Annotated in this window: 9 protein-coding genes and 4 tRNA genes; 5 read left to right on the forward strand and 8 right to left on the reverse strand. The window is 26.7% G+C overall.

Going from position 1 to position 21059, the window contains the following annotated elements; genetic code table 11:
- Nucleotides 1-892 precede the first annotated feature (892 nt).
- The 3 genes from K0T98_RS02495 to K0T98_RS02505 all read left to right on the forward strand — a co-directional run bounded on the left by K0T98_RS02495 (nucleotide 893) and on the right by K0T98_RS02505 (nucleotide 1189).
- Nucleotides 893-968 (forward strand) — tRNA-Gly (locus tag K0T98_RS02495).
- Nucleotides 969-1018: 50 nt separating this feature from the next.
- Nucleotides 1019-1089 (forward strand) — tRNA-Cys (locus K0T98_RS02500).
- 13 nt (nucleotides 1090-1102) lie between these two features.
- Nucleotides 1103-1189: transfer RNA gene (locus K0T98_RS02505), tRNA-Leu, on the forward strand.
- A gap of 1719 nt (nucleotides 1190-2908) precedes the next feature.
- Here the strand turns inward: K0T98_RS02505 and mfd are convergent.
- Nucleotides 2909-6361: a transcription-repair coupling factor gene (gene mfd / locus K0T98_RS02510; RefSeq protein WP_225639282.1), complete on the reverse strand. Its 3453-nt coding sequence runs from the start codon at nucleotides 6359-6361 to the stop codon at nucleotides 2909-2911.
- Nucleotides 6362-7971: 1610 nt separating this feature from the next.
- Here mfd and K0T98_RS02515 point away from each other — a divergent pair.
- Nucleotides 7972-8047: transfer RNA gene (locus K0T98_RS02515), tRNA-Asn, on the forward strand.
- 544 nt (nucleotides 8048-8591) lie between these two features.
- Here the strand turns inward: K0T98_RS02515 and K0T98_RS02520 are convergent.
- Complete coding sequence (locus K0T98_RS02520; protein WP_225639283.1) at nucleotides 8592-8915, reverse strand: DUF496 family protein; 324 nt, start codon at nucleotides 8913-8915, stop codon at nucleotides 8592-8594.
- 458 nt (nucleotides 8916-9373) lie between these two features.
- Between K0T98_RS02520 and coaE the strand changes: the two genes are divergently transcribed.
- Nucleotides 9374-9985 carry a dephospho-CoA kinase gene (gene coaE / locus K0T98_RS02525; RefSeq protein WP_225639284.1) on the forward strand — a complete coding sequence of 204 codons (612 nt, stop codon included), beginning with the start codon at nucleotides 9374-9376 and terminating at the stop codon, nucleotides 9983-9985.
- Between the two features lie 2052 nt (nucleotides 9986-12037).
- Here the strand turns inward: coaE and secA are convergent.
- The 6 genes from secA to K0T98_RS03070 all read right to left on the reverse strand — a co-directional run bounded on the left by secA (nucleotide 12038) and on the right by K0T98_RS03070 (nucleotide 20524).
- Complete coding sequence (gene secA / locus K0T98_RS02530) at nucleotides 12038-14749, reverse strand: preprotein translocase subunit SecA (RefSeq protein WP_225639285.1); 2712 nt, start codon at nucleotides 14747-14749, stop codon at nucleotides 12038-12040.
- Between the two features lie 887 nt (nucleotides 14750-15636).
- A complete protein-coding gene (gene lpxC, locus K0T98_RS02535) occupies nucleotides 15637-16572 on the reverse strand; it encodes a UDP-3-O-acyl-N-acetylglucosamine deacetylase (RefSeq protein WP_225639286.1) in 936 nt (311 codons plus the stop codon).
- Between the two features lie 111 nt (nucleotides 16573-16683).
- A complete protein-coding gene (gene ftsZ / locus K0T98_RS02540; RefSeq protein ID WP_225639287.1) occupies nucleotides 16684-17844 on the reverse strand; it encodes a cell division protein FtsZ in 1161 nt (386 codons plus the stop codon).
- Between the two features lie 63 nt (nucleotides 17845-17907).
- Complete coding sequence (ftsA, locus tag K0T98_RS02545) at nucleotides 17908-19164, reverse strand: cell division protein FtsA (RefSeq protein WP_225639288.1); 1257 nt, start codon at nucleotides 19162-19164, stop codon at nucleotides 17908-17910.
- Nucleotides 19165-19166: 2 nt separating this feature from the next.
- Nucleotides 19167-20009 carry an FtsQ-type POTRA domain-containing protein gene (locus tag K0T98_RS02550; protein ID WP_225639289.1) on the reverse strand — a complete coding sequence of 281 codons (843 nt, stop codon included), beginning with the start codon at nucleotides 20007-20009 and terminating at the stop codon, nucleotides 19167-19169.
- Between the two features lie 383 nt (nucleotides 20010-20392).
- The gene (locus K0T98_RS03070; protein WP_256442444.1) at nucleotides 20393-20524 is read right to left on the reverse strand and encodes a hypothetical protein; all 132 of its coding nucleotides are present in this window, start codon (nucleotides 20522-20524) and stop codon (nucleotides 20393-20395) included.
- Nucleotides 20525-21059 lie beyond the last annotated feature (535 nt).

Below are 21059 nucleotides of genomic sequence, written 5' to 3' on the forward strand. Positions count from 1 at the left end.
ATAATATTTATAACTACGCTATTTACCAAGTAACGTAAAAAACTTACAAAAATTATCACAATAATAATAAACTAAAATTCACATAGGAAGTAGATCTACAAGACATTACGCAGTAATCATTAAATAGTATAAAGGGATATATAATTGTTAATAAATATTAGTGTAACAAAAATTATAAAATATCCAGTATTGTATAATTTTTAGTAGAAAATATTTGTAATATATTTAAAACTAATGGTATTATATTAATATATAAAATATATAGTTATTTATGGAAATATTATTCCATTTTAAATATATACTACTTAATATACCTACTGTATTTATTTTATTTCACATAACTTAAATCTTATTATTTATAATAACCTTTTATCTTCTATTCATTGAATTTATATTTTGCAGATAAAAATGACTTATTTTAGTGCTTTTCTTGATCCTATTACAAATAAAAGTATCGTTTTATAAACCTGGTGCTTATTTATATATATTACTATAGTTAGAATTAAAATAGATAATAAAATTAATAAATACAGTAATATATCTGTCTCATGGCTAAGGAAAAATTAAAAGTTAGTATAAATGTTATTGTTGATAGCTGTTCTGTCGTATTCTAATAGTTATATTATAAAAACAAGAGTCATGGCTTTTTTGTATCTTAACAATTTTAATATTCTAATTAATGTTTAAACATTTTAATTTTGAACGTAATGTTTTACTAAAAATTTAATAAAGTCATATCTTAATATAAAGATATTATCTTTTTATATAAAAATCATCTTGACGCATTTTCTAAAAAATGTAAATATACTACTATATTACACTTACAAATAAAGTATTTAAAGATAAACATTAGGTATAATAAAAATATCAATTAACTTTTGTATTTAGCTCAGCGGGAATAGCTCAGTTGGTAGAGTACGACCTTGCCAAGGTCGGGGTCGCGAGTTCGAGTCTCGTTTCCCGCTCCATATTAGAAACTCTAATTAAACTTTATATATATTTTAGATAAAAATATTTTGGCGCGTTAACAAAGCGGTTATGTAGCGGATTGCAAATCCGTTTAGTCCGGTTCGACTCCGGAACGCGCCTATAAATATATTTAACCTGGGTGGTGGAATAGGTAGACACAAGGGACTTAAAATCCCTTAGCTTTATTGCTGTGCGGGTTCAAGTCCCGCCCCGGGTACCATATAGATAATCAAAAAACCTAAATTAGGTATATACTATTAAACTTTATAAAAGATACTTTATATGTTATAAATTAAAAGTTATATTTAATACATAAATTTTATACTAATGACTTTTATGTATTAAATATATCAGATTAAAAATTTAATATATATTCCTGTTATCATTTAATGGTATAGTGATTAACTAGACCTTATAATAATAAAAATTATAGAATAAAATTCTAGCAATACAGTATCAAAAATTATTTTTTAATGTATAAATTATTGCTTATATTTTTTAGCTAGGTATAGAATAAGTATTATTTTATTAATTATTACTAACATACTACGAGTAATACTGATTGTATTAAATAATATTACTGATTATAAGTCATAAATATTTATTTTAAAATATAAACCTCTATATAGTCTAAATTAACTATACTAGTTTAGTTAATTTATTAGAAAGAAATCAATTAATTTTATTTGTACAAATAAAATGTACATAAATTTATAGTAAATTACCTATTTATTATAAATAACAACTGCTATATTACTACCCTTGAAATATTAATTATTAGTCGTAAATATCTTAGTAAGATTTTACTAAATAACAATATATACTAAACATATAATAATATTTATCGTATTTTATTAAAAAAATATATACCATGTCTCTACTAAATATTAATACTTTTATTAGAGCAATTCAGAAGGTATAAAAGTAAAAACTATTAATAAAATTAAGGTGACTCTAAAAGAGAAAGAAATATATTCTATAATTTATTATTATTTAATAAATTAATATAGAAGTAATCCATTTAACTATCTATTAAATTATACAATTATAGTTATAAAAATATATATATGTTTTATTATATCTCTCTTTTAGAGATGTAGACCATCTAAAAGAAAGCGTCAATCTATTTTGAACTCATGATAAATAAGAATAAAAATTCTCTAATGATACTCTTGAGTATATACATAATAGAATTATTAGTATTCTATTTATTTAGATATACAATCTAAGTTTAGATATAGATCTTATCTATAATTGCTTAGTATGTATTAAAAATACATACTATAATAACTATTTATTTATATAAGTGTTCTACAAATCAAATAATTATTTGAGTATCTATATTTTATTATAATTGAAATTATAGTAATTATTAATTCTACTCATTTTTTACATATAACATATAAAATATTAAATGGGGGTAATATGGATATTCTTCTTATTTTATTTTTTATAACTAAGAATTTTAATAAAAATTAAATAATTTATATTTAATTTAGTATATTTATTTAAAATAATTATCTATTAAGATCTTATCTTAATAAGACTATTAATAATATTTTTATCTAATCTTATATTAAAGATTGATCATTATAGCGACTAATATTACTTAAGATATATATTAAGTAATATTAGTAAGGATTGTAGTAAGAAAATATTTTATACATCCAAATAAAGATAAAATATTAGCTATATATAAAATTTAATTATTACAATGAATGATAATAAAAATAAAATAATATATAAAAATTAAAATTTTATATAGAAATTAATCTCTCAAGTACTATATTTAATAAAATACCTCTATAACTTGTTATATATTTAAACTGAATTGATTTAAAAGTTTTTTATGTAATAAAAATCAATAATTAATATATAAACATCTATCATAAATTCTTGCATTTTTTTACTATTAATATTATTAATTACTTATCTATCTTTATGTTTTTAAAAAAACTAACAAATCGGCAATAAATTTTATACGTACCTTATACTCACTCAGATCAATAACAAAAGCTAACTGGTTGTTATTTTTTATACTAAATATATGGGATTTGTTTTGCAATAACTTAACTAATATAATTGGTTCAATATTATTTTTATCACTAAATTTTAAAAAACCACCTTTCTGGTCGCTATTAATACGATTAATACCTATAACCATACAGTCTAAACGCAATTGAGCTATTTGTATTAAATTACAAGCAGAATGCGGTAAAATACCAAATCGATCAATCAGTTCAACCTTTAAATTTTCTAAATCATCATTGCTTTGAGCACTAGCTATACGCTTATAGAATGACAAACGGGTATTTACATTAGGAATATAATCATCCGGTAATAAAGTAGGTATACGAAGCTCTATATCTACTTGATTCCTAGTAATATCCTCCAATGCAGGCTCTCGTCCTACTTTTAGTGCATCAACTGCTCTTTCTAATAATTCCATATATAAAGACAATCCTACACTAGTTATCTGACCACTTTGACTACTACCTAATATTTCACCTGCGCCTCTAATTTCTAAATCATGTGTAGCTAAAGTTAATCCTGCTCCTAAATCTTCTAAAGAACTTATAGCTTCTAAACGTTTTTGTGCATCTTTAGAAATAACTTTTAAAGGTGGTATTAATAAATAGGCATATGCCTGATGAAATGAACGACCAACTCTACCACGTAACTGATGTAACTGTGCTACACCAAAAAGATCTGCACGCTCAATAACCACAGTATTAGCACTTGGAATATCAATTCCAGTTTCAATAATAGTTGTACATACTAAAACGTTAAAACGCTGATGATAAAAATCATTCATAACAAGCTCTAATGCACGTTCTTGCATTTGTCCATGGCCAATTTTTATACGTGCTTCAGGTACAAGTGTAGATAAATGTTGGGCAACTTTTTCTATATTCTTAATATTATTACATAAATAATAGACTTGACCACCACGCATAATTTCGCGGAGGATGGCTTCGCGTATAACAATATGATTGTAATCTCTAACAAAAGTTTTTACTGGAAGGCGACGTTCTGGTGGAGTAGCAATAATGGACAAATCACGTATACCCCCCATTGCCATATTTAGTGTTCGTGGTATAGGAGTAGCAGTTAACGTTAAAAGATCAACAACAGAACGAATAGCTTTAATTTTTTCTTTTTGACGTACTCCAAAGCGATGTTCTTCATCAATTATAAGAAGAGCTAAATCCCTCCAATGTATATCATTTTGAAGTATCTTATGTGTACCGATCAGAATATCTATTTTACCATTAGCAGTATCTTGTAATATATAATTCTGTTCTTTAGCACTGCGAAAACGTGAAATCATCTCAATACGTACAGGCCAGTTAGCAAAACGGTTCCGGAAATTATCGTAATGTTGCTGAGCTAGTAAAGTAGTAGGAACTAATACTGCTACTTGCTTATTGTTATTTACAGCTAGAAATGCGGCTCTCATAGCAACCTCAGTTTTACCAAAACCTACATCACCACATACTAAACGATCCATTGGTAATGGTTTACACATATCGTTAAGGACATCATTAATAGCTATATTTTGGTCTATTGTAGTTTTAAAAGGAAAGCTCTGACAAAACAGTTTATAAGATTCATCATTTTGTTTAAAAGCAAAACCGATCTTTGCTAAGCGCATAGAATGAATATCTAATAGCTGAGCAGCTACATCACTAGCTTTTTCAGCTGCTTTTTGCCTCAATCTAGCCCACGCATCACTTCCTAGTTTGTGTAAAGGAATACTCTCATTAGCACCGCCTAAATAACGATTAAGTAAATTCAGGGAGGACACTGGTACATAAAGTCTTGCATCATCTGCATAGTTTAAAATAAAATACTCGTTTTTTATTCCACCGATTTCTAAAATAATAACTCCTCCGTAACGACCTATCCCGTGTTCTAAATGTACTACAGGGTCGCCAATGCTGAGTTCAGCAAAATGCTGGATTAAATGATTAATCTTAGCTTGATTATAATTATTTTGTTGGATACGACTTATTTTTGTACCAAGTAAATCATTTTCACAAATTAATATCAATTTAAGTGTTGTATTAATAAATCCATGTTCACAAGAACCCTGCATTATATGTATTTTACCTATTTCGGCATCTTCAATACGAATTATAAGTTCAGGGGATATATTAATACAAGATAATAAATCTAACATAATTTCACGACGTCCTTCGCTTTCCACTAAAAAAATAATGGTATCTTGAGTTATTTTAAGAAATCGTGATAAGTTATCTAACGGTATTTTATTTTGCGCCTGAATCTTTAACTCAGGTAGGTCATAATAGTTGAGATTAGTATTAGCATATTTTTTATTTAGTATATTAGTATGTAGTTGAATACGAGGCCATTTTTTTAGTCCAATAAATAATTCGTCAACGCGTAACCATAATTTATCTGGAGTTAATAACGGGCGCATTGGATTAGTACGTCTATTCTCATAACGCTGATTTACATCTGACCAAAAATTATCAGCTGCATTCTTAAGATCACTAGTATTTATTAGTAAAGTATTTAATGGGAAATAACTTAATAGTGGTGGAAGTTCTTGATGAAAAAATAAAGGTTGCCAATACTCAATACCTGATGGCCATATACCTTTACTAACCTGCTGATATATATGTTCTGGATCACGGCATACTTCAAGATGTTCTCGCCATTGAATACGGAATAACTTAATTGCATTTTTATCAGTTGGAAATTCATGGGATGGTAGTAAATGAATATATTCAATTTCATTAAGTATACGCTGTGAATTAATATCAAATATATGGATGCTATCAATTTTATCATCAAAAAAATTGATACGATAAGGTGTATCATTGCCCATTAAATATATTTCCAGTAATTCTCCGCGTAATGAAAACTCGCCGTGCTCAAGAACCTGGTCTACAATACGATAACCAGCTTGTTCAAGATAGCTTAATAATGTCTTACGACATAATCTTTCACCTTTTTGTATCATTAATGTATATCCATGCAAAAATTCACGAGGACATACTCTTTGCATTAAACTGCTTACTGGTAAGATCAATACACCATGCTGTATGGTAGGAAGTTTATAAAGTACAGAGATACGTGCAGAAATAATATTCTTATTTGGTGAAAAATTATCATATGGAAGGGTTTCCCAATCATATAAAGTTATTACCATTTGCAATGTAAAATGTTGGATTTCGTGTCGCATACGTAATGCTGACTGTATATTAGAAGTGATAATAATTACTAGACCAGAATGTTTTTCTGCAATATGCGCACATTCTAAAGCATAAGCAGATTCTGTCATCTGACCTAAAAAACGTACATCACCAAATCTTTTTGGTACAATATAACGCTGAGGTAAACTGAATTTATATTGTTTAGGCATAAACATTAGTTAGTATCTTTCGTACTTTAGTAGATATCCTTATTCTCAGGGATATAAAGCACGTAATACTTAGTATCCTTATTATTTTTTAATAATAGCAAAAATATTATTATAGTAAGAAAATTCTTATAATGATTAATGATTAATGATACATTATATTTATAATTACTAAATTTTATATATTTAAAAACAAATAATAAATTAATTATTGATACTATGATAAAATCATCTAAATATGGTAGTTATATTCTCATGATATATTAACTATCCTTGTTTATTTAATTGATTATAGAAAGAAAAATAATGCATGCATGATTACTAGATTTTAATCTATATAAAAACTTTTTTCTTTATTATTGATTATAATTAAATATATGAATATTTAAATAGTACACTTAAGATATAAGTATGTAACTGTATCAAAAAACTTACTATATATATTATGTTAGATTAATTTATTAATTATCTATAATTAATCATATCTTAAAATCTAGATGAAATAACTTTTATAAAAAACAGCATAAATTGATATTTTATGACTATTAATTGGTGTAATCATATTATAATAGATATCATTATGGGGAATGATTATATACGAGATATGATCTCTATATTAGTATCATTTATACTGAGAAAATTTTTTAATATATTTCATTCAACATATTATATAACTAAAGCAAGTCTGTTATAATGCTTATTAAGCATGTATATCCTTTCTCTAAAATAAGAAGCATTTTAATATAAAAATAATGTGTTATAAGACTATAAAATTATATACTTTTAGTAAAGTACTAATCTTGTTTTTATTATATTAGTATGATTATTAATGTATTAGGTATGCTAATAAACAAAAATATATAATGAAAAGCAACCTTAAGTGATTAATAATAATTAGCAAATTAATTTTACTAATATAATCCTTATATAAAATACTATTTTTAGTATTTTACTATTTTTAATAAATATTATTTTTTATTAAGACTAAATATTTTGATTAGTATAATATACCATTACTATATTTTATAGGTAATTATATAAGAAAGTTTAATTTCTTTTAAATAAGTCTTTGTGGTTTAATCTAATACATGATATAAAGTATGATTTCTTTAAGAGAGAGTATATTTAATGGGTATAATGTACACACTGAATAAGCCAAGAAAAATAAAATAATTACTCTTATCTAGAATATAGATTAATAAAAATTAATAGCATTCTATATAAAAATTTAAATACACTATAGATATTATGATAGTACTAATGATATTTAGTATGAGTAGAAAATACATACAAATTATAATTGTAGGTGATTTTCTATTCTAAATCACTTACACTACCATCATGACATATAAATATTATTATTGCATTGAATTCACTAAAAGTTTCTGTTATATTAAACAATAAATTACTAAATTTTAGTAGAAATAAAACCATAATACTTTATTCTAAAAATATTAATAATTAATATTAAACTTTTTGACATTCACTGCAAACTTATTAAGTGTATTATTTTAAGAAATTTTATTTCTTATTACATTATATAAAGGTATTATTTTTTACTTTAAAGTATATAATAAATTAAGTTAGTATAAATATATATTATTTATAAACGTTCCTCTGTAGTTCAGTTGGTAGAACGGCGGACTGTTAATCCGTATGTCACTGGTTCGAATCCAGTCGGAGGAGCCATTTTAAAAACCCAATATAAAATATTAATAATACATCATATTTGTAATAGAATTAACATATAATATTAAATTAATAATAATTTATATTAACTCACATATAAAAAATAATTAAATATCTTTTCTAAAAATTTTTATTTAAAATAAATAGTAAAATATATCTGGAATATTTAGAAAAATAATTTTATAAACTATAACACTACTAATACTCCTTATATTAAATATAGAGTAAAAATCGTTGTATACTTTTAAAATATTTATAAGAAGTTATTATATATAATATGTCCTAAATTTTAGATAAGATAATATCTTTAAGTTATTTTATTATCTTTTACAATCTTTTTAAGATATTGTACATACTTATTTTTTAATCTTAACTAAAGATTAAAAATGATCAAAGATACTATAATTTATTCTAATTGAAAAGAGATAAATAATATTCTTTATGCTGAATAAAAACTTATAATATCTATCTAATAGATAGAGTCTGTTTTATTAAAATAATTTTAAAACATAAAATTATTTTAAGTGATAAACTTTTAAAAAATTTACTTAACGTCTCTTTTGCCTAATAAAAGTAGCTTCTTAGAAAGATCACGACGTTCTTTATATAGATCAGCATTCTTAATGATATAGTCATCAACGCGATCTTCATAGTTTACTCGCATATCAGAGATTATTGCTTTAATCTCTTCAAAATGCATATCTGGCTTAATATATTCGCTTATATTATCTAGAAGAAGTACTCTTTTTTTGTTATCACGAATTTTATTCTCATTATCTAATATTTCACGTTGCAATTTATTTTTACGGCGAAATAAACGCACAAATTCAAGAACATTTTGAAATGTCATCTTATTAATATTTTCCATTTTAATACCTTTGTGTAAATAAAACTGTTATATAAAAATATAGTTACTTCACTTTTAATATATCAAATATATTTAAAAAATAATATTTTATTTAAAGTTCTATTTATAAAAATTATTTAATTATATTATTAAATATTTTATATTTTTTTTAAAAAAAAAGAATATAAAGGAGATAAACTTTTATACCTTACCTGAAAATATTCTTTAAAATATATGCAAAATAATTATAACAAATAAATTAATTTTATATACTTTATTTATTATGAAATTATAAGAATTATTAATTCACTTTATGATAATATCATTTGTATATCAAATATTCTAAATGAAACTAATGTTTCATATAAAATTTTAATTATACCTATTACTACTTATTATAAATATAATATAATTTATTACTCAAACTTATCTATAAAAAGTGTTTATAGTTTAAAAGACAGTATATAATGAGTGGCATTATGACTTATATAGTAGCATTAACGGGAGGAATTTGCAGTGGTAAGAGTACTATTGCAAAAGAATTTATTCCTTTAGGAGTACCTTTAATAGATGCGGATATTATTGCTAGAGAAATTGTAGCTATAAATACCCCGGCTCTAAAAAAAATTAAAGAACACTTTGGCCCTAAAATTTTAAATAACAATGGAGTGTTAAATCGGACTGAACTAAGAAGAATTATCTTTGGTAATCATCATGAAAAGTTATGGCTAAATAACCTTCTACATCCTTTAATCTATAAGGAAACTCAATATAGATTGGCGACGGTTGTTGCTCCCTATGTTCTTTGGATATCTCCCTTATTAATTGAAAATAGATTATTTAAGCAAGCACAACGTATATTGGTTGTTGATGTTAATCCTGAAGTACAATTACAGCGTATAATAATGCGAGACGGTATTTCTAGAGCTGAAGCAGAAAGTATACTAGCAGCACAGGCTACACGCGTGCAGCGACTATCTTATGCTGATGATATAATTGAAAATAATGGTCAGACTGAAATTATCTCATCGCATGTTATCTCATTGCATACTTGTTATTTGAATATATCAGCTAATCTTATTAGTAAATAAGCAGTATTTGTTAGTAACAATAATACGATATAATTTTATATGTGTTTTAAACTAATTATATTATAATTAATTCAAAAGAGAAGAGTTACGCTTCAGCATAATATAGAAATATAGAAATATAGAAATACTATATACTTAAATATTATTTATAAATTAAATTGTTGTATTAATAAAAATTTTACAACTATTTTAAATAAAGAAAAAATAATACAGAATTACAGTTCTAGTAGAACTGTAATTTATAATAGAAATAAGTGTGTAAATTTTTTATTAAAATAATAAACCTGTTATATCAGGTACTAGTTTAATTAGATAATCATATATTACAATTTATATCAATAATTTATGTAGTCGAGAATATTTATAAAAAATACATAATAATATATAATATTATAGTGATGTATGATAAATTTTTTTATTTTATTTACAAGGTAATATTCTTGATTTATATCAATACTATTGAATTATATATCTTTCTTTGAATATTATTAATAGTATTTTTTATTTTTTAAAAATTTCTTATATTAGATATTATTTTATACCAAAGATAATGAGTATTTTATATTATGTTTAAATGCATACTTGATTTTCATCAAATACACAATAATTATTATCAATGATATTTTCACTAAAATTATGTTTAATACATTTTATATGTTATATATAAAAATAACCAAGAATTTTTAGTTTATTTATAATATATATAAAAATAATAACATAGATGCTACTAATAAAATAATAACTAAAAAGTTACTTTAAATAACAATATAAATTTTTTGTACATTAAAATTATATAAGAGTATAAATATAGGTAATAAATATATATTCATAAGTATTAATATAATTAAATATTCTAGTATTTAAAAATAAAATTTAAATTATTATAATCACAGGTAAAATTATTAATACAACTTAAAAATGATGATGATTATTAAATATGATATATTATAATATAATATATAGTAGTATCAATTATGATCCTGTACTCATAAGAAATAATGTTTATCACTTAACTAAATAAAAGTTATGATTTATATATAGTATAAATTTACTAAATATGCATTTATTTAATAAATTAATTTATAATATAACACTTAAACTACACTCTTTTATATAGAAATAGATATATAAACTAAAAACTAAAAACTAAAAACTACTCTATAATTTCACTATACTATGCCTACAGTAAAGTTTCTATTATTATTTTAAATATTTTAATAAATAAGTATTTAGTATCTTTCAAAAAGTAATGTTCTATTTCTTGTATCTTATACAAAAAAAACCTAAAATAAATTATCAATTAATTTATATTTAAATTATGATATCAATATATTTGACTGCCTTTTAATAGAAATATTCTATTAATTAACTAGCATCTAAATTCTATTAGATAAGAGGTAAATTAAAAATTAAAAGCACGAAATTTTATTTTTAGCAAATTAAGAAATAAATCTAGATCTAAAAAACTTTAATACTAATACAACATACTATTAAATATATTTAGTAAAAAATATATTAACGCATCTATATTTTTGTACTCATCTATCTCTAGTTAGAGTATATAATTAAATCTTTATTATATATCATATATTAAAAAAACTAACTATAGAATATTATTCTATAAACACTATTTGTTAGATTAATTACTTATATAAGTACTTGTGATTACTTAACAATTAAAGATATTTTGTATAGACTAATAATTCTTATTAATATAGAATTACTTTAAAAGTAGAAAATTAAAAAAAATTAAACAATATTAAAGTTTATAATGAAATATTATTTATTATCATTAAAGTCCATTTAATTTATAATAATTACATATCTAACAGAACAATATTTTTATACGTTATCTCCATAATATAATAAGGATTAGATTGTATAAAAATATAAATAAATAGTTAAGATTAATTTAACTTAATTATTAAAAATTTAAAAATTATAGAAATCTTACTGAATAGTAATGCTGATATTAAATCAATCGATAATTAAGAATATAATTTTTATTAATATATATTTTATGATTGTTTTAGAAAAACATCCCTTTAAATATCATTCTTGAAGACGGCCATGGCATTGTTTATATTTTTGCATAGAACCACATGGACATAAATCATTGCGACTTACTTTGTATTCGTTAGTGTTTAGTGATAGGGTATTAACTGCGGATTTTTTATAAGTAGATGGTTTAATTTTCTGTTGTATAGGAACCAAAACCTCTGTTTGTTTATTAAGTGTATGACTTGTATTTCTAACTGTTTCTGGCATATAAACCTGCAATTTACTAAGAACACTAACTACTTCATATTTTAGTGATGCAAGCATATTTTCAAACATAATAAAAGCTTCACGTCTATATTCTTGTTTAGGATCTTTCTGTGCATAACCACGCAAATGAATACCCTGACGTAGGTAATCCATTGCAGTTAAATGTTCTTTCCAAAGTAAATCTAAAGTTTTTAGCATTATACCTTTTTCAAATTTCCGCATCATTTCTAAACCCAAAACCTTTTCTTTGCTATGATATACCATAACTGAATACTGTAATATACGCGCGCGTAATATCTTTTCATGTAAGCTACATTCTTTTTCTAACCAATATTTAATTGGGACATCTAAATCAAAATCTTTTTTTAGGTGTTCTTGGAGGTTGATAATTTTCCAGGTCTCTTTTAATGACTGCGGTACAATATAATTACTTATGACATTTTTTAACACATCATCACGAATACTAGTAATAATATTACCTAAATCATCAGCATCTAATAATTCATTACGCTGAGCATAAATAGCAAGCCTCTGTTCATTCGCTATATCATCGTATTCTAACAGCTGTTTACGTATGTCAAAGTTACGACTTTCTACCTTACGTTGTGCATTAGCAATAGCTTTAGTTACCCAAGGATGCTCAATAGATTCACCAGGATTTATACTAAGTGTACGTATAATACTAATAACACGATCAGAAGAAAAAATACGTATTAAAGAATCTTCCATAGATAGATAGAAACGAGAAGAACCAGCATCACCTTGACGGCCAGCACGTCCACGAAGTTGATTATCGATACGACGTGACTCATGACGCTCAGTACCAATAATATGCAATCCACCTAAAGAAAGCACTATATTATGACGAACTTTCCATGCATTTTTAATTTCTTTAATACTTTTCTCTGTTGGTATAAGTAAATTAGAAATTTCATTTTTCCAGCTACCTCCTAACATAATATCAGTACCTCTCCCAGCCATATTAGTTGCAATAGTAACCGCACCAGGTAAACCAGCATTAGCAATGATTTCAGCTTCTTTAGCATGAAATTTAGCATTTAAAACATTATGTTTTATATCTGATTTTATTAATTCTTGAGACAGATCTTCTGATTTTTCAATAGAAATAGTACCAACTAAAACTGGTTGTCCGCGCTTATTATATTTATGAATGTCTTTAATAATTGCTTTAATTTTTTCTGCTTCGGTTATATACACTACATCTGACATATCATTACGTATCATTGGACGATTAGTAGGAATAACAATTGTATCTAAATTATAAATAGAGCTAAATTCAAAAGCTTCGGTATCTGCAGTACCAGTCATACCAGCAAGTTTTTCATAAAGACGGAAATAATTCTGAAAAGTAATAGAAGCTAAAGTTTGATTTTCATTTTTAATTTTAACACCTTCTTTAGCTTCTATAGCCTGATGTAAGCCATCAGACCAACGACGGCTATGCATAATACGACCAGTGTGTTCATCTACGATAATCACCCTTCCATCTTTAATAATATAATCAACGTCACGGGTAAATAATACATGTGCACGTAATCCAGCAGTTATATAATGCATAAGCATAATATTAGCAGGAGAATATAAAGATTCTCCATCTTTAATCATACTATTTTGAATTAACATTTCTTCAATTAAGATTAAACCACGTTCTGTTAAATTAACTTGTCGGCTTTTTTCATCTACAGAAAAGTGTCCTTTACCTTTAAATATTTCAGAATCTTCTTTTTCCTGGCGTATTAATTTAGGAATTAATTGGTTAATACGAATATATATATCTGCACTGTCTTCTGCAGGCCCAGAGATTATTAATGGTGTACGCGCTTCATCTATTAGGATTGAATCAACCTCATCTATTAACGCATAGTGTAATGTTCTTTGGACACGTTCTTCTGAACTAAATATCATATTATCACGTAGATAGTCAAAACCGTATTCATTATTAGTGCCATAAGTTATATCCGCAGCGTACGCCGCACGTTTTTCTGATATAGTCATACCCGGTAGATTTATTACGACAGAAAGACCTAGAAATTCAAAAAGTGGGCGATTATTTTCAGCATCACGATGTGCTAAATAATCATTTACAGTAACAATATGTACACCTTTTCCGCTAAGAGCGTTTAAATAAGCTGGTAAGGTTGCAGTAAGAGTTTTTCCTTCACCTGTACGCATTTCTGCAATACAACGATTATTTAAAACTATACCACCTAACAGTTGTACATCAAAATGACGCATACCAAATACACGTTTACTAGCTTCACGTATAGTAGCGAATGCTTCTGGTAATAAACTGTCTAATGTTATGCCTTTTTGTAATCTTTCACGAAATTCATGAGTTTTTAATTGTAACTCTTTATTAGAAAGATTTTTTATCTTTGACTCTAATTTATTAATTAAAGCTACTACTTTACGTATTTCTCTTAACTTACGCTCGTTACGACTACCAAAAAATTTATTCAATAATTTTATTAACATAATTTTTTATATCTCTTAAGGGATAATAATTTAAAATCACCCCAAATTTATAATAATAAGGAAGTATTTATTGTAAATAGTGCTCAGATATACGGGATTTTTATCCTGTATGACTATTTATATATATCTATTTATTAACTGAATAAATTACTACACTATATATAAAAAGTTACATGTAGCTCAAAAGTTATTAAAACTTATACATAATCAGTGTGTAGCTAATATTTAAAAGTAATAGTAATATTTTTAAATATTGCATAACAATATCTTTTTGTTATACACTTATCAAAGTAGATATTATTTACAAATTTTATATATCTATTTAGAAACACTGTTCTTATACAATATCTTCAGAATAAATATTAATCTCATATAATGCGTACTAATAATAAAAACAACCTAAAGGATATAAGATATACCTATTATTTAAATCATACTTAACTAAGATTAACCTTAAATATAAACAGAGTATATAAAATATAAATATAATATATAGGGCGTAATAACTTTAGTTTAGTATAATTAATAATACATCAATTAGTACATCCTGGCTTAATAAAATTACTACTATTTGGGGTCATATGTATACCACGATAAATAAAAACATCTAATAAATTATTATTAATTATTTAAAATAAAAAATTATATTATAATGCCATATTTTTTATATATAAAGGGATACATATCTTAGTATGCTTACCTATCTTATCTACATAAGATATAAATTATTTTCATTAGAAACTATACTTAGTTTTATTGAAATCTTGTTTAGTTTAAAATAAAAATAGAAACGCAGGAGATAAAGGGAGGTAAATAAAAAAATTAAAATTAAAAACTTAGCTATTATTTTAATGAGCTAAATAGAATTTCTTTTCTATAAATTGTAATTAGAAGTAATGATCTTTAAGATAAATACTATTGGTACACGTAAATACTATTGGTATTGCAGTATTATTTGTATACGTTACATATTCCCAGGCATCCTTCTTAGCTAATACTGCTTGTAATAATTTATTATTTAATGTATGACCAGATTTGTATGCAGTAAAAGCACCAATAATATTATGTCCACACATAAACAAGTCACCAATAGCATCTAACATTTTATGGCGAACAAATTCATCTGAGAAACGCAAACCATCTGTGTTTAATACACGATAATCATCAACTACTATAGCACAATCCAAGCTACCACCTAAACATAACCCACAAGATTTCAAATATTCTATATCACGCATAAATCCAAAAGTTCGCGCACGGCTAATTTGGCGTACAAAAGATTCAGCCGAGCAATCTATGCGATAACGTTGTGCACTAATATCAATAACTGGATGATTAAAATCTATAGTAAAGTCTAAGCTAAAACCATTATATGGGGATAATTCAGCCCATTTATCACCATCTGCAAAACGTACAGTCTGCTTAAGACGAAGAAATTTTTTTGCACAGTTTAATTCTTTAATTCCAGCCTCTAATATAAGATATACAAAAGGACTAGCACTACCATCCATGATAGGTATTTCTGGGGCATCAACTTCAATAATTAAATTATCTATACCTAAACCAGCTAATGCGGCATTTAAGTGTTCTACTGTAGAAATACATATACCCTGCTCATTAACTAAACAAGTACATAACATAGTATTTCTAACTGATTTAGCATTAGCTAAAAAATCTATTGGTAGAGGACTTAAATCAGTACGACGATAAATAACCCCAGTATTAGCCGCAGCTGGGCGCATAGTTAAGTTAACTTTTTTACCGTTATGAAGACCAACGCCAGTTGCCTGAATAATACGCTTTAATGTCCTTTGCTTGATCATCGTTTTATCCTGGAGAGTGTATCTATCTAAAGAATCCTAGCATAAAATTACTATGCTAGGAGAACTATGCGGTGTAGAATAACAAACGAGTATGATAAATATCTCAGTAAATTAATCAGCTTGTTTGCGCAAAAAGGCAGGAATATCTAGATAATCAGGTTCTTTATTACCTTGTGCAATATGCTCATTAATAACTTTAGTAACTATAGGTTTTTTACCATCTTGAGGTAATGGAGATAATCCATGCTGCTTATAACGCTGCTCTATTACAGATTGTGTAGTTTGTTTACTAGTAACTAGAGTCATATCAGGACGTTTATCCATACCAATACCAGTAGCAACTACTGTAACACGCAGTTCATCTTTCATATCTGGATCAAGAGAGGTACCAATCACTACGGTTGCATTGTCAGAAGCAAATGCACGAATTGTATTACCTACAGTTTCAAATTCATCTAAACGTAAATCAAAGCCAGCAGTAATATTAACTAAAACACCACGTGTACCAGATAAATCAATATCTTCCAAAAGTGGGGATGAAATCGCCATTTCTGCTGCTTCTTCAGCACGATCTTCACCACAAGCTATGCCTGACCCCATCATAGCATATCCCATTTCAGACATGACAGTACGTACATCAGCAAAATCTACATTCATAAGACCAGGGCGCGTAATTAATTCTGCAATACCTTGTACTGCGTTTTTCAAAACATCATTAGCCGCACCAAATGCATCTAAAAGAGAAATACCACGACCTAGAACTTTTAATAACTTATCATTAGGAATAGTAATAAGTGAATCTACGTGTTTAGAGAGTTCAGCTATACCTTGTTCTGCAAAAACCATGCGTTTTTTACCTTCAAAATTAAAAGGTTTAGTAACAACTGCAACAGTTAAAATACCTAAATCTTTAGCAATTTCTGCAACAACTGGCGCAGCACCAGTACCAGTACCACCCCCCATACCAGCTGCGATAAATACCATATCAGCCCCCTCTAGTGTAGCATGAAGAACTTCGCGATCTTCTTCTGCAGAGTAACGACCTACTTCTGGATTTGCACCTGCCCCAAGACCCTTAGTAATTCCACTACCAATCTGAATAGTTTGACCAACAGCAGTTTTACACAAAGCTTGTGCATCAGTATTTACAGCGAAAAATTCAACACCTTCAATACGCTCGCGCACCATATGTTCTACGGCATTTCCCCCACCTCCGCCAACACCCATAACTTTAATCACGGCATCATTGGTTAATTCTATTGGTTCAAACATAGCTTTTCTCCGTTTGTGCCTATTACTACGAGATTATTAGTATATTTAAATAATATTTTAAAATTAAAACTCTTTTCTCAGCCAAACATTAATTTTTTTTAATAAATTACCTACTGAAGATTTTTTTTCTATTACATCTCCACCTCTAAGGTGTGATTCTTTTCCATAATGAAGTAAACCCACAGCGGTTGAATAATAAGGTTCTTGTGCGTAATCTATTAATCCAGTTATATTGATGGGTCTTCCAATCCTAACTTGATTTTGAAATACTTTTTCCGCACATACTGCTAAACCATCAATTTGTGCAGCCCCCCCCGTTAAAACAATCCCCGCTGCTAAATGATGTTTTATACTCTGTTGGCGCAATTGTTCTTGTAACTGCAATATTTCATCATTAATTAAATTTAATAATTCAGTATAACGAGGCTCAATCACTTCAGCTAAAGTTTGTCGCTGTAAACTACGAGGTGGGCGACCACCTACACTTGGTACCTCAACGCTTTCGTCTTTATCTACTAATATACCCATAGCGCATCCATAACGAACCTTGATTGATTCTGCATCAGTTGGAGGGGTACCAAATGCATAAGCAATATCACTAGTAACAACGTTACCAGCATAAGGAATAACCTTGGTATGGCGTAATGCTCCACCAGTATAAACAGCTATATCCATTGTTCCACCACCGATATCTACGACACATACACCAAGTTCACGCTCATCTTCAGTTAATACAGCGTAACTAGCTGCTAAACCGGTGAAAATAAGTTGATCAACTTTAAGGTTACAGCGCTCAACTGCTTTGACAATATTCTTAGCCATATCATTATGGCAAGTAATAAGATGAACCTTGGCATGAATGCGCACACCAGATAAACCAACTGGATTTTTAATACCTTCTTGGTAATCAATTGCATATTCTTGCGGAATTACATGTAAAACACGATGCTCATCACGTACGCGCACAGATTTGGCAGTATGGACAACATTTTCCACATCTTCTAAGGTTACTTCTTCTTCAGAAATGGGAACCATACCAATTTCATTTTGGCAGCTAATATGTTTACCGGATAGCGCTAAATAAACTGAAGAAATTTGACAATCCGCCATTAATTCAGCTTGATCAATAGCACATTGGACACACCTTACAACGGATTCTAAATCGTTAACACCGCCTTTATCCATTCCTCGTGATAAACAACTACCCACACCTATAATATTCACTACACCTTCTGGTAAAACTTGCCCTACCATAGCTACTACTTTTGCGGTTCCAATCTCCAGTCCTACTACCAGTTTTCTATCCGTCGACTTGATCATTATTATTGTAACCTATGTCTACTTCTATTGCTGAGTAGTGTTTGAGATGTATGCTGGGTAATCAACGCTGGGACCATTGCCACAGCGGCGCCAGCATTGTATCGTAAATCGATATACATGATACGCTGATCCGTCTCTTTTGCCTTCTGTTGTAAAATAGGGTAAATTTTTTCAAAACTAGCTAGACGATCAACTGGATTAGTACGCCCTAGTTTTAGAAAAATATCATTCTCTAGACATACTTGCCATGCATTACGAGTATTCATTGATACTATTTTTAACTTTAAATGATGCTTATCTAGTTCTTTACTTATTAAAAAATACTGTGCTATTACCTGATTCTCGGTACCTTTAGGACCATATAAAAGGGGTATTTTCTGTTGTATCATACGTCCTACCGGTATATGAAATTTCTTACTTTTAGCATCAATCAAGAATAGATCATTCCAATAAGCAATAGGAACATACTCAACCAGTTGAATTTTAAGTATATTAGGCCATTGTTTGCGTACATTAACCTGCTTAATCCAGGGTAAACGCTTAATTTCTTGCTGTATCATATGAATATCTTGTGTTATAAAATTACTTGTAGAATCTAATAGTAGAATTGCATGTCTTATATCATCATAATGAGTAAAATTACATATTCCAGTTATCATTACAGTAGAAATCAGCATACGACTAGATTCTTTTATCCAACTAACTAACATCCAACTACTTATTGTTATTACAATAAGTACAATAAATAAAAAAACAATACTAAACAAACAGATATGATGATTACGACGTAAATCTACTATACTATGAAATTCATTGCTGCTACTATTAAAAAATGTTTGTGACATATCAGTTAGCCATCTTTAATATATACATAACTAACTCAAAGAGCTTTATCCAATCATAATAAGAGCTGGTATTGGTAATAAGCTTATGAATAGTAATAGGAGGTATTATATTTACCTCTAATAGATAAAATATACTATACGTATTCATCATTACATAAACTTAATCTCAGCCATTATAGTTTAATGAGTTATAAGATTTACTAGTTAATTCAGTTAGTTTATATTCATGTTCTTTGTTTATTAAACCGCTAGGACAAAAATATTTTGTATGATTAGATAAATATTTTCACTTTGTAATTATTAAATACAATAAATAATTTTATATGAATAGACGGTACAATGTCTTCACCCAAAAATACAATAGTATACTTTATAATAATTAACTACTTTTCCACTAAGATAGTGTTATCATAACGGAAATCTTCTATCAACGCATCATTAAAAATTTTCGAATAGGTAATTTTACTAATATTAACACCATAACTTTGACCATTTAGCATAATAACTAGTGGCAAAATTAGCTTATATATTAATTTATTTATCTTACTTTAATACTATATCAAATTATGCACGGCTAATCGTTATAAAAGGATATACAGTTAAATATAATGACTGCCAAATAAGCTTGGTATATAATTTATCCATAGCTCATGTTGAGAATATAATATCACTACCGGTGTAAGGTAATTTTAAAAAACAAGATTTTTTGTAGAATATCGTCTTTGTTGTATCTTTCATGAAGGATAATAAAAATCTTATCATAATCTATATCCTTTAATTATGTCATAGAGTAGTATTTAGTATTAACCAGATATGTATTAATATTGGCTTCTATCAAACTATTTAATATCGATTAACCTGAATATAAAGACTCCCTCATATTCTGTTGAATTATTACTAATAATATAGCAACTTTTTCGCTATACATTGTTTTATCCATACTTATTATTTTAACGTTAATAAAACTAAAATACCTGTTAAAAAAAATAGAAGTTAATTTACCAACATAATTCTATATTTTGAATAAAAATATATTTTATTTTTTTAAAA

It is taken from the genome of Candidatus Profftia sp. (ex Adelges kitamiensis) (assembly GCF_020342455.1).
GTDB lineage: Bacteria > Pseudomonadota > Gammaproteobacteria > Enterobacterales > Enterobacteriaceae > Profftia.

What these genes read in the sequence shown, in the direction of transcription:
- mfd (WP_225639282.1), bottom strand. Translation starts at nt 6,361, where the DNA reads ATGCCTAAACAATATAAATTCAGTTTACCTCAGCGTTATATTGTACCA.
- K0T98_RS02520 (WP_225639283.1), bottom strand. Translation starts at nt 8,915, where the DNA reads ATGGAAAATATTAATAAGATGACATTTCAAAATGTTCTTGAATTTGTG.
- coaE (WP_225639284.1), top strand. Translation starts at nt 9,374, where the DNA reads ATGACTTATATAGTAGCATTAACGGGAGGAATTTGCAGTGGTAAGAGT.
- secA (WP_225639285.1), bottom strand. Translation starts at nt 14,749, where the DNA reads ATGTTAATAAAATTATTGAATAAATTTTTTGGTAGTCGTAACGAGCGT.
- lpxC (WP_225639286.1), bottom strand. Translation starts at nt 16,572, where the DNA reads ATGATCAAGCAAAGGACATTAAAGCGTATTATTCAGGCAACTGGCGTT.
- ftsZ (WP_225639287.1), bottom strand. Translation starts at nt 17,844, where the DNA reads ATGTTTGAACCAATAGAATTAACCAATGATGCCGTGATTAAAGTTATG.
- ftsA (WP_225639288.1), bottom strand. Translation starts at nt 19,164, where the DNA reads ATGATCAAGTCGACGGATAGAAAACTGGTAGTAGGACTGGAGATTGGA.
- K0T98_RS02550 (WP_225639289.1), bottom strand. Translation starts at nt 20,009, where the DNA reads ATGTCACAAACATTTTTTAATAGTAGCAGCAATGAATTTCATAGTATA.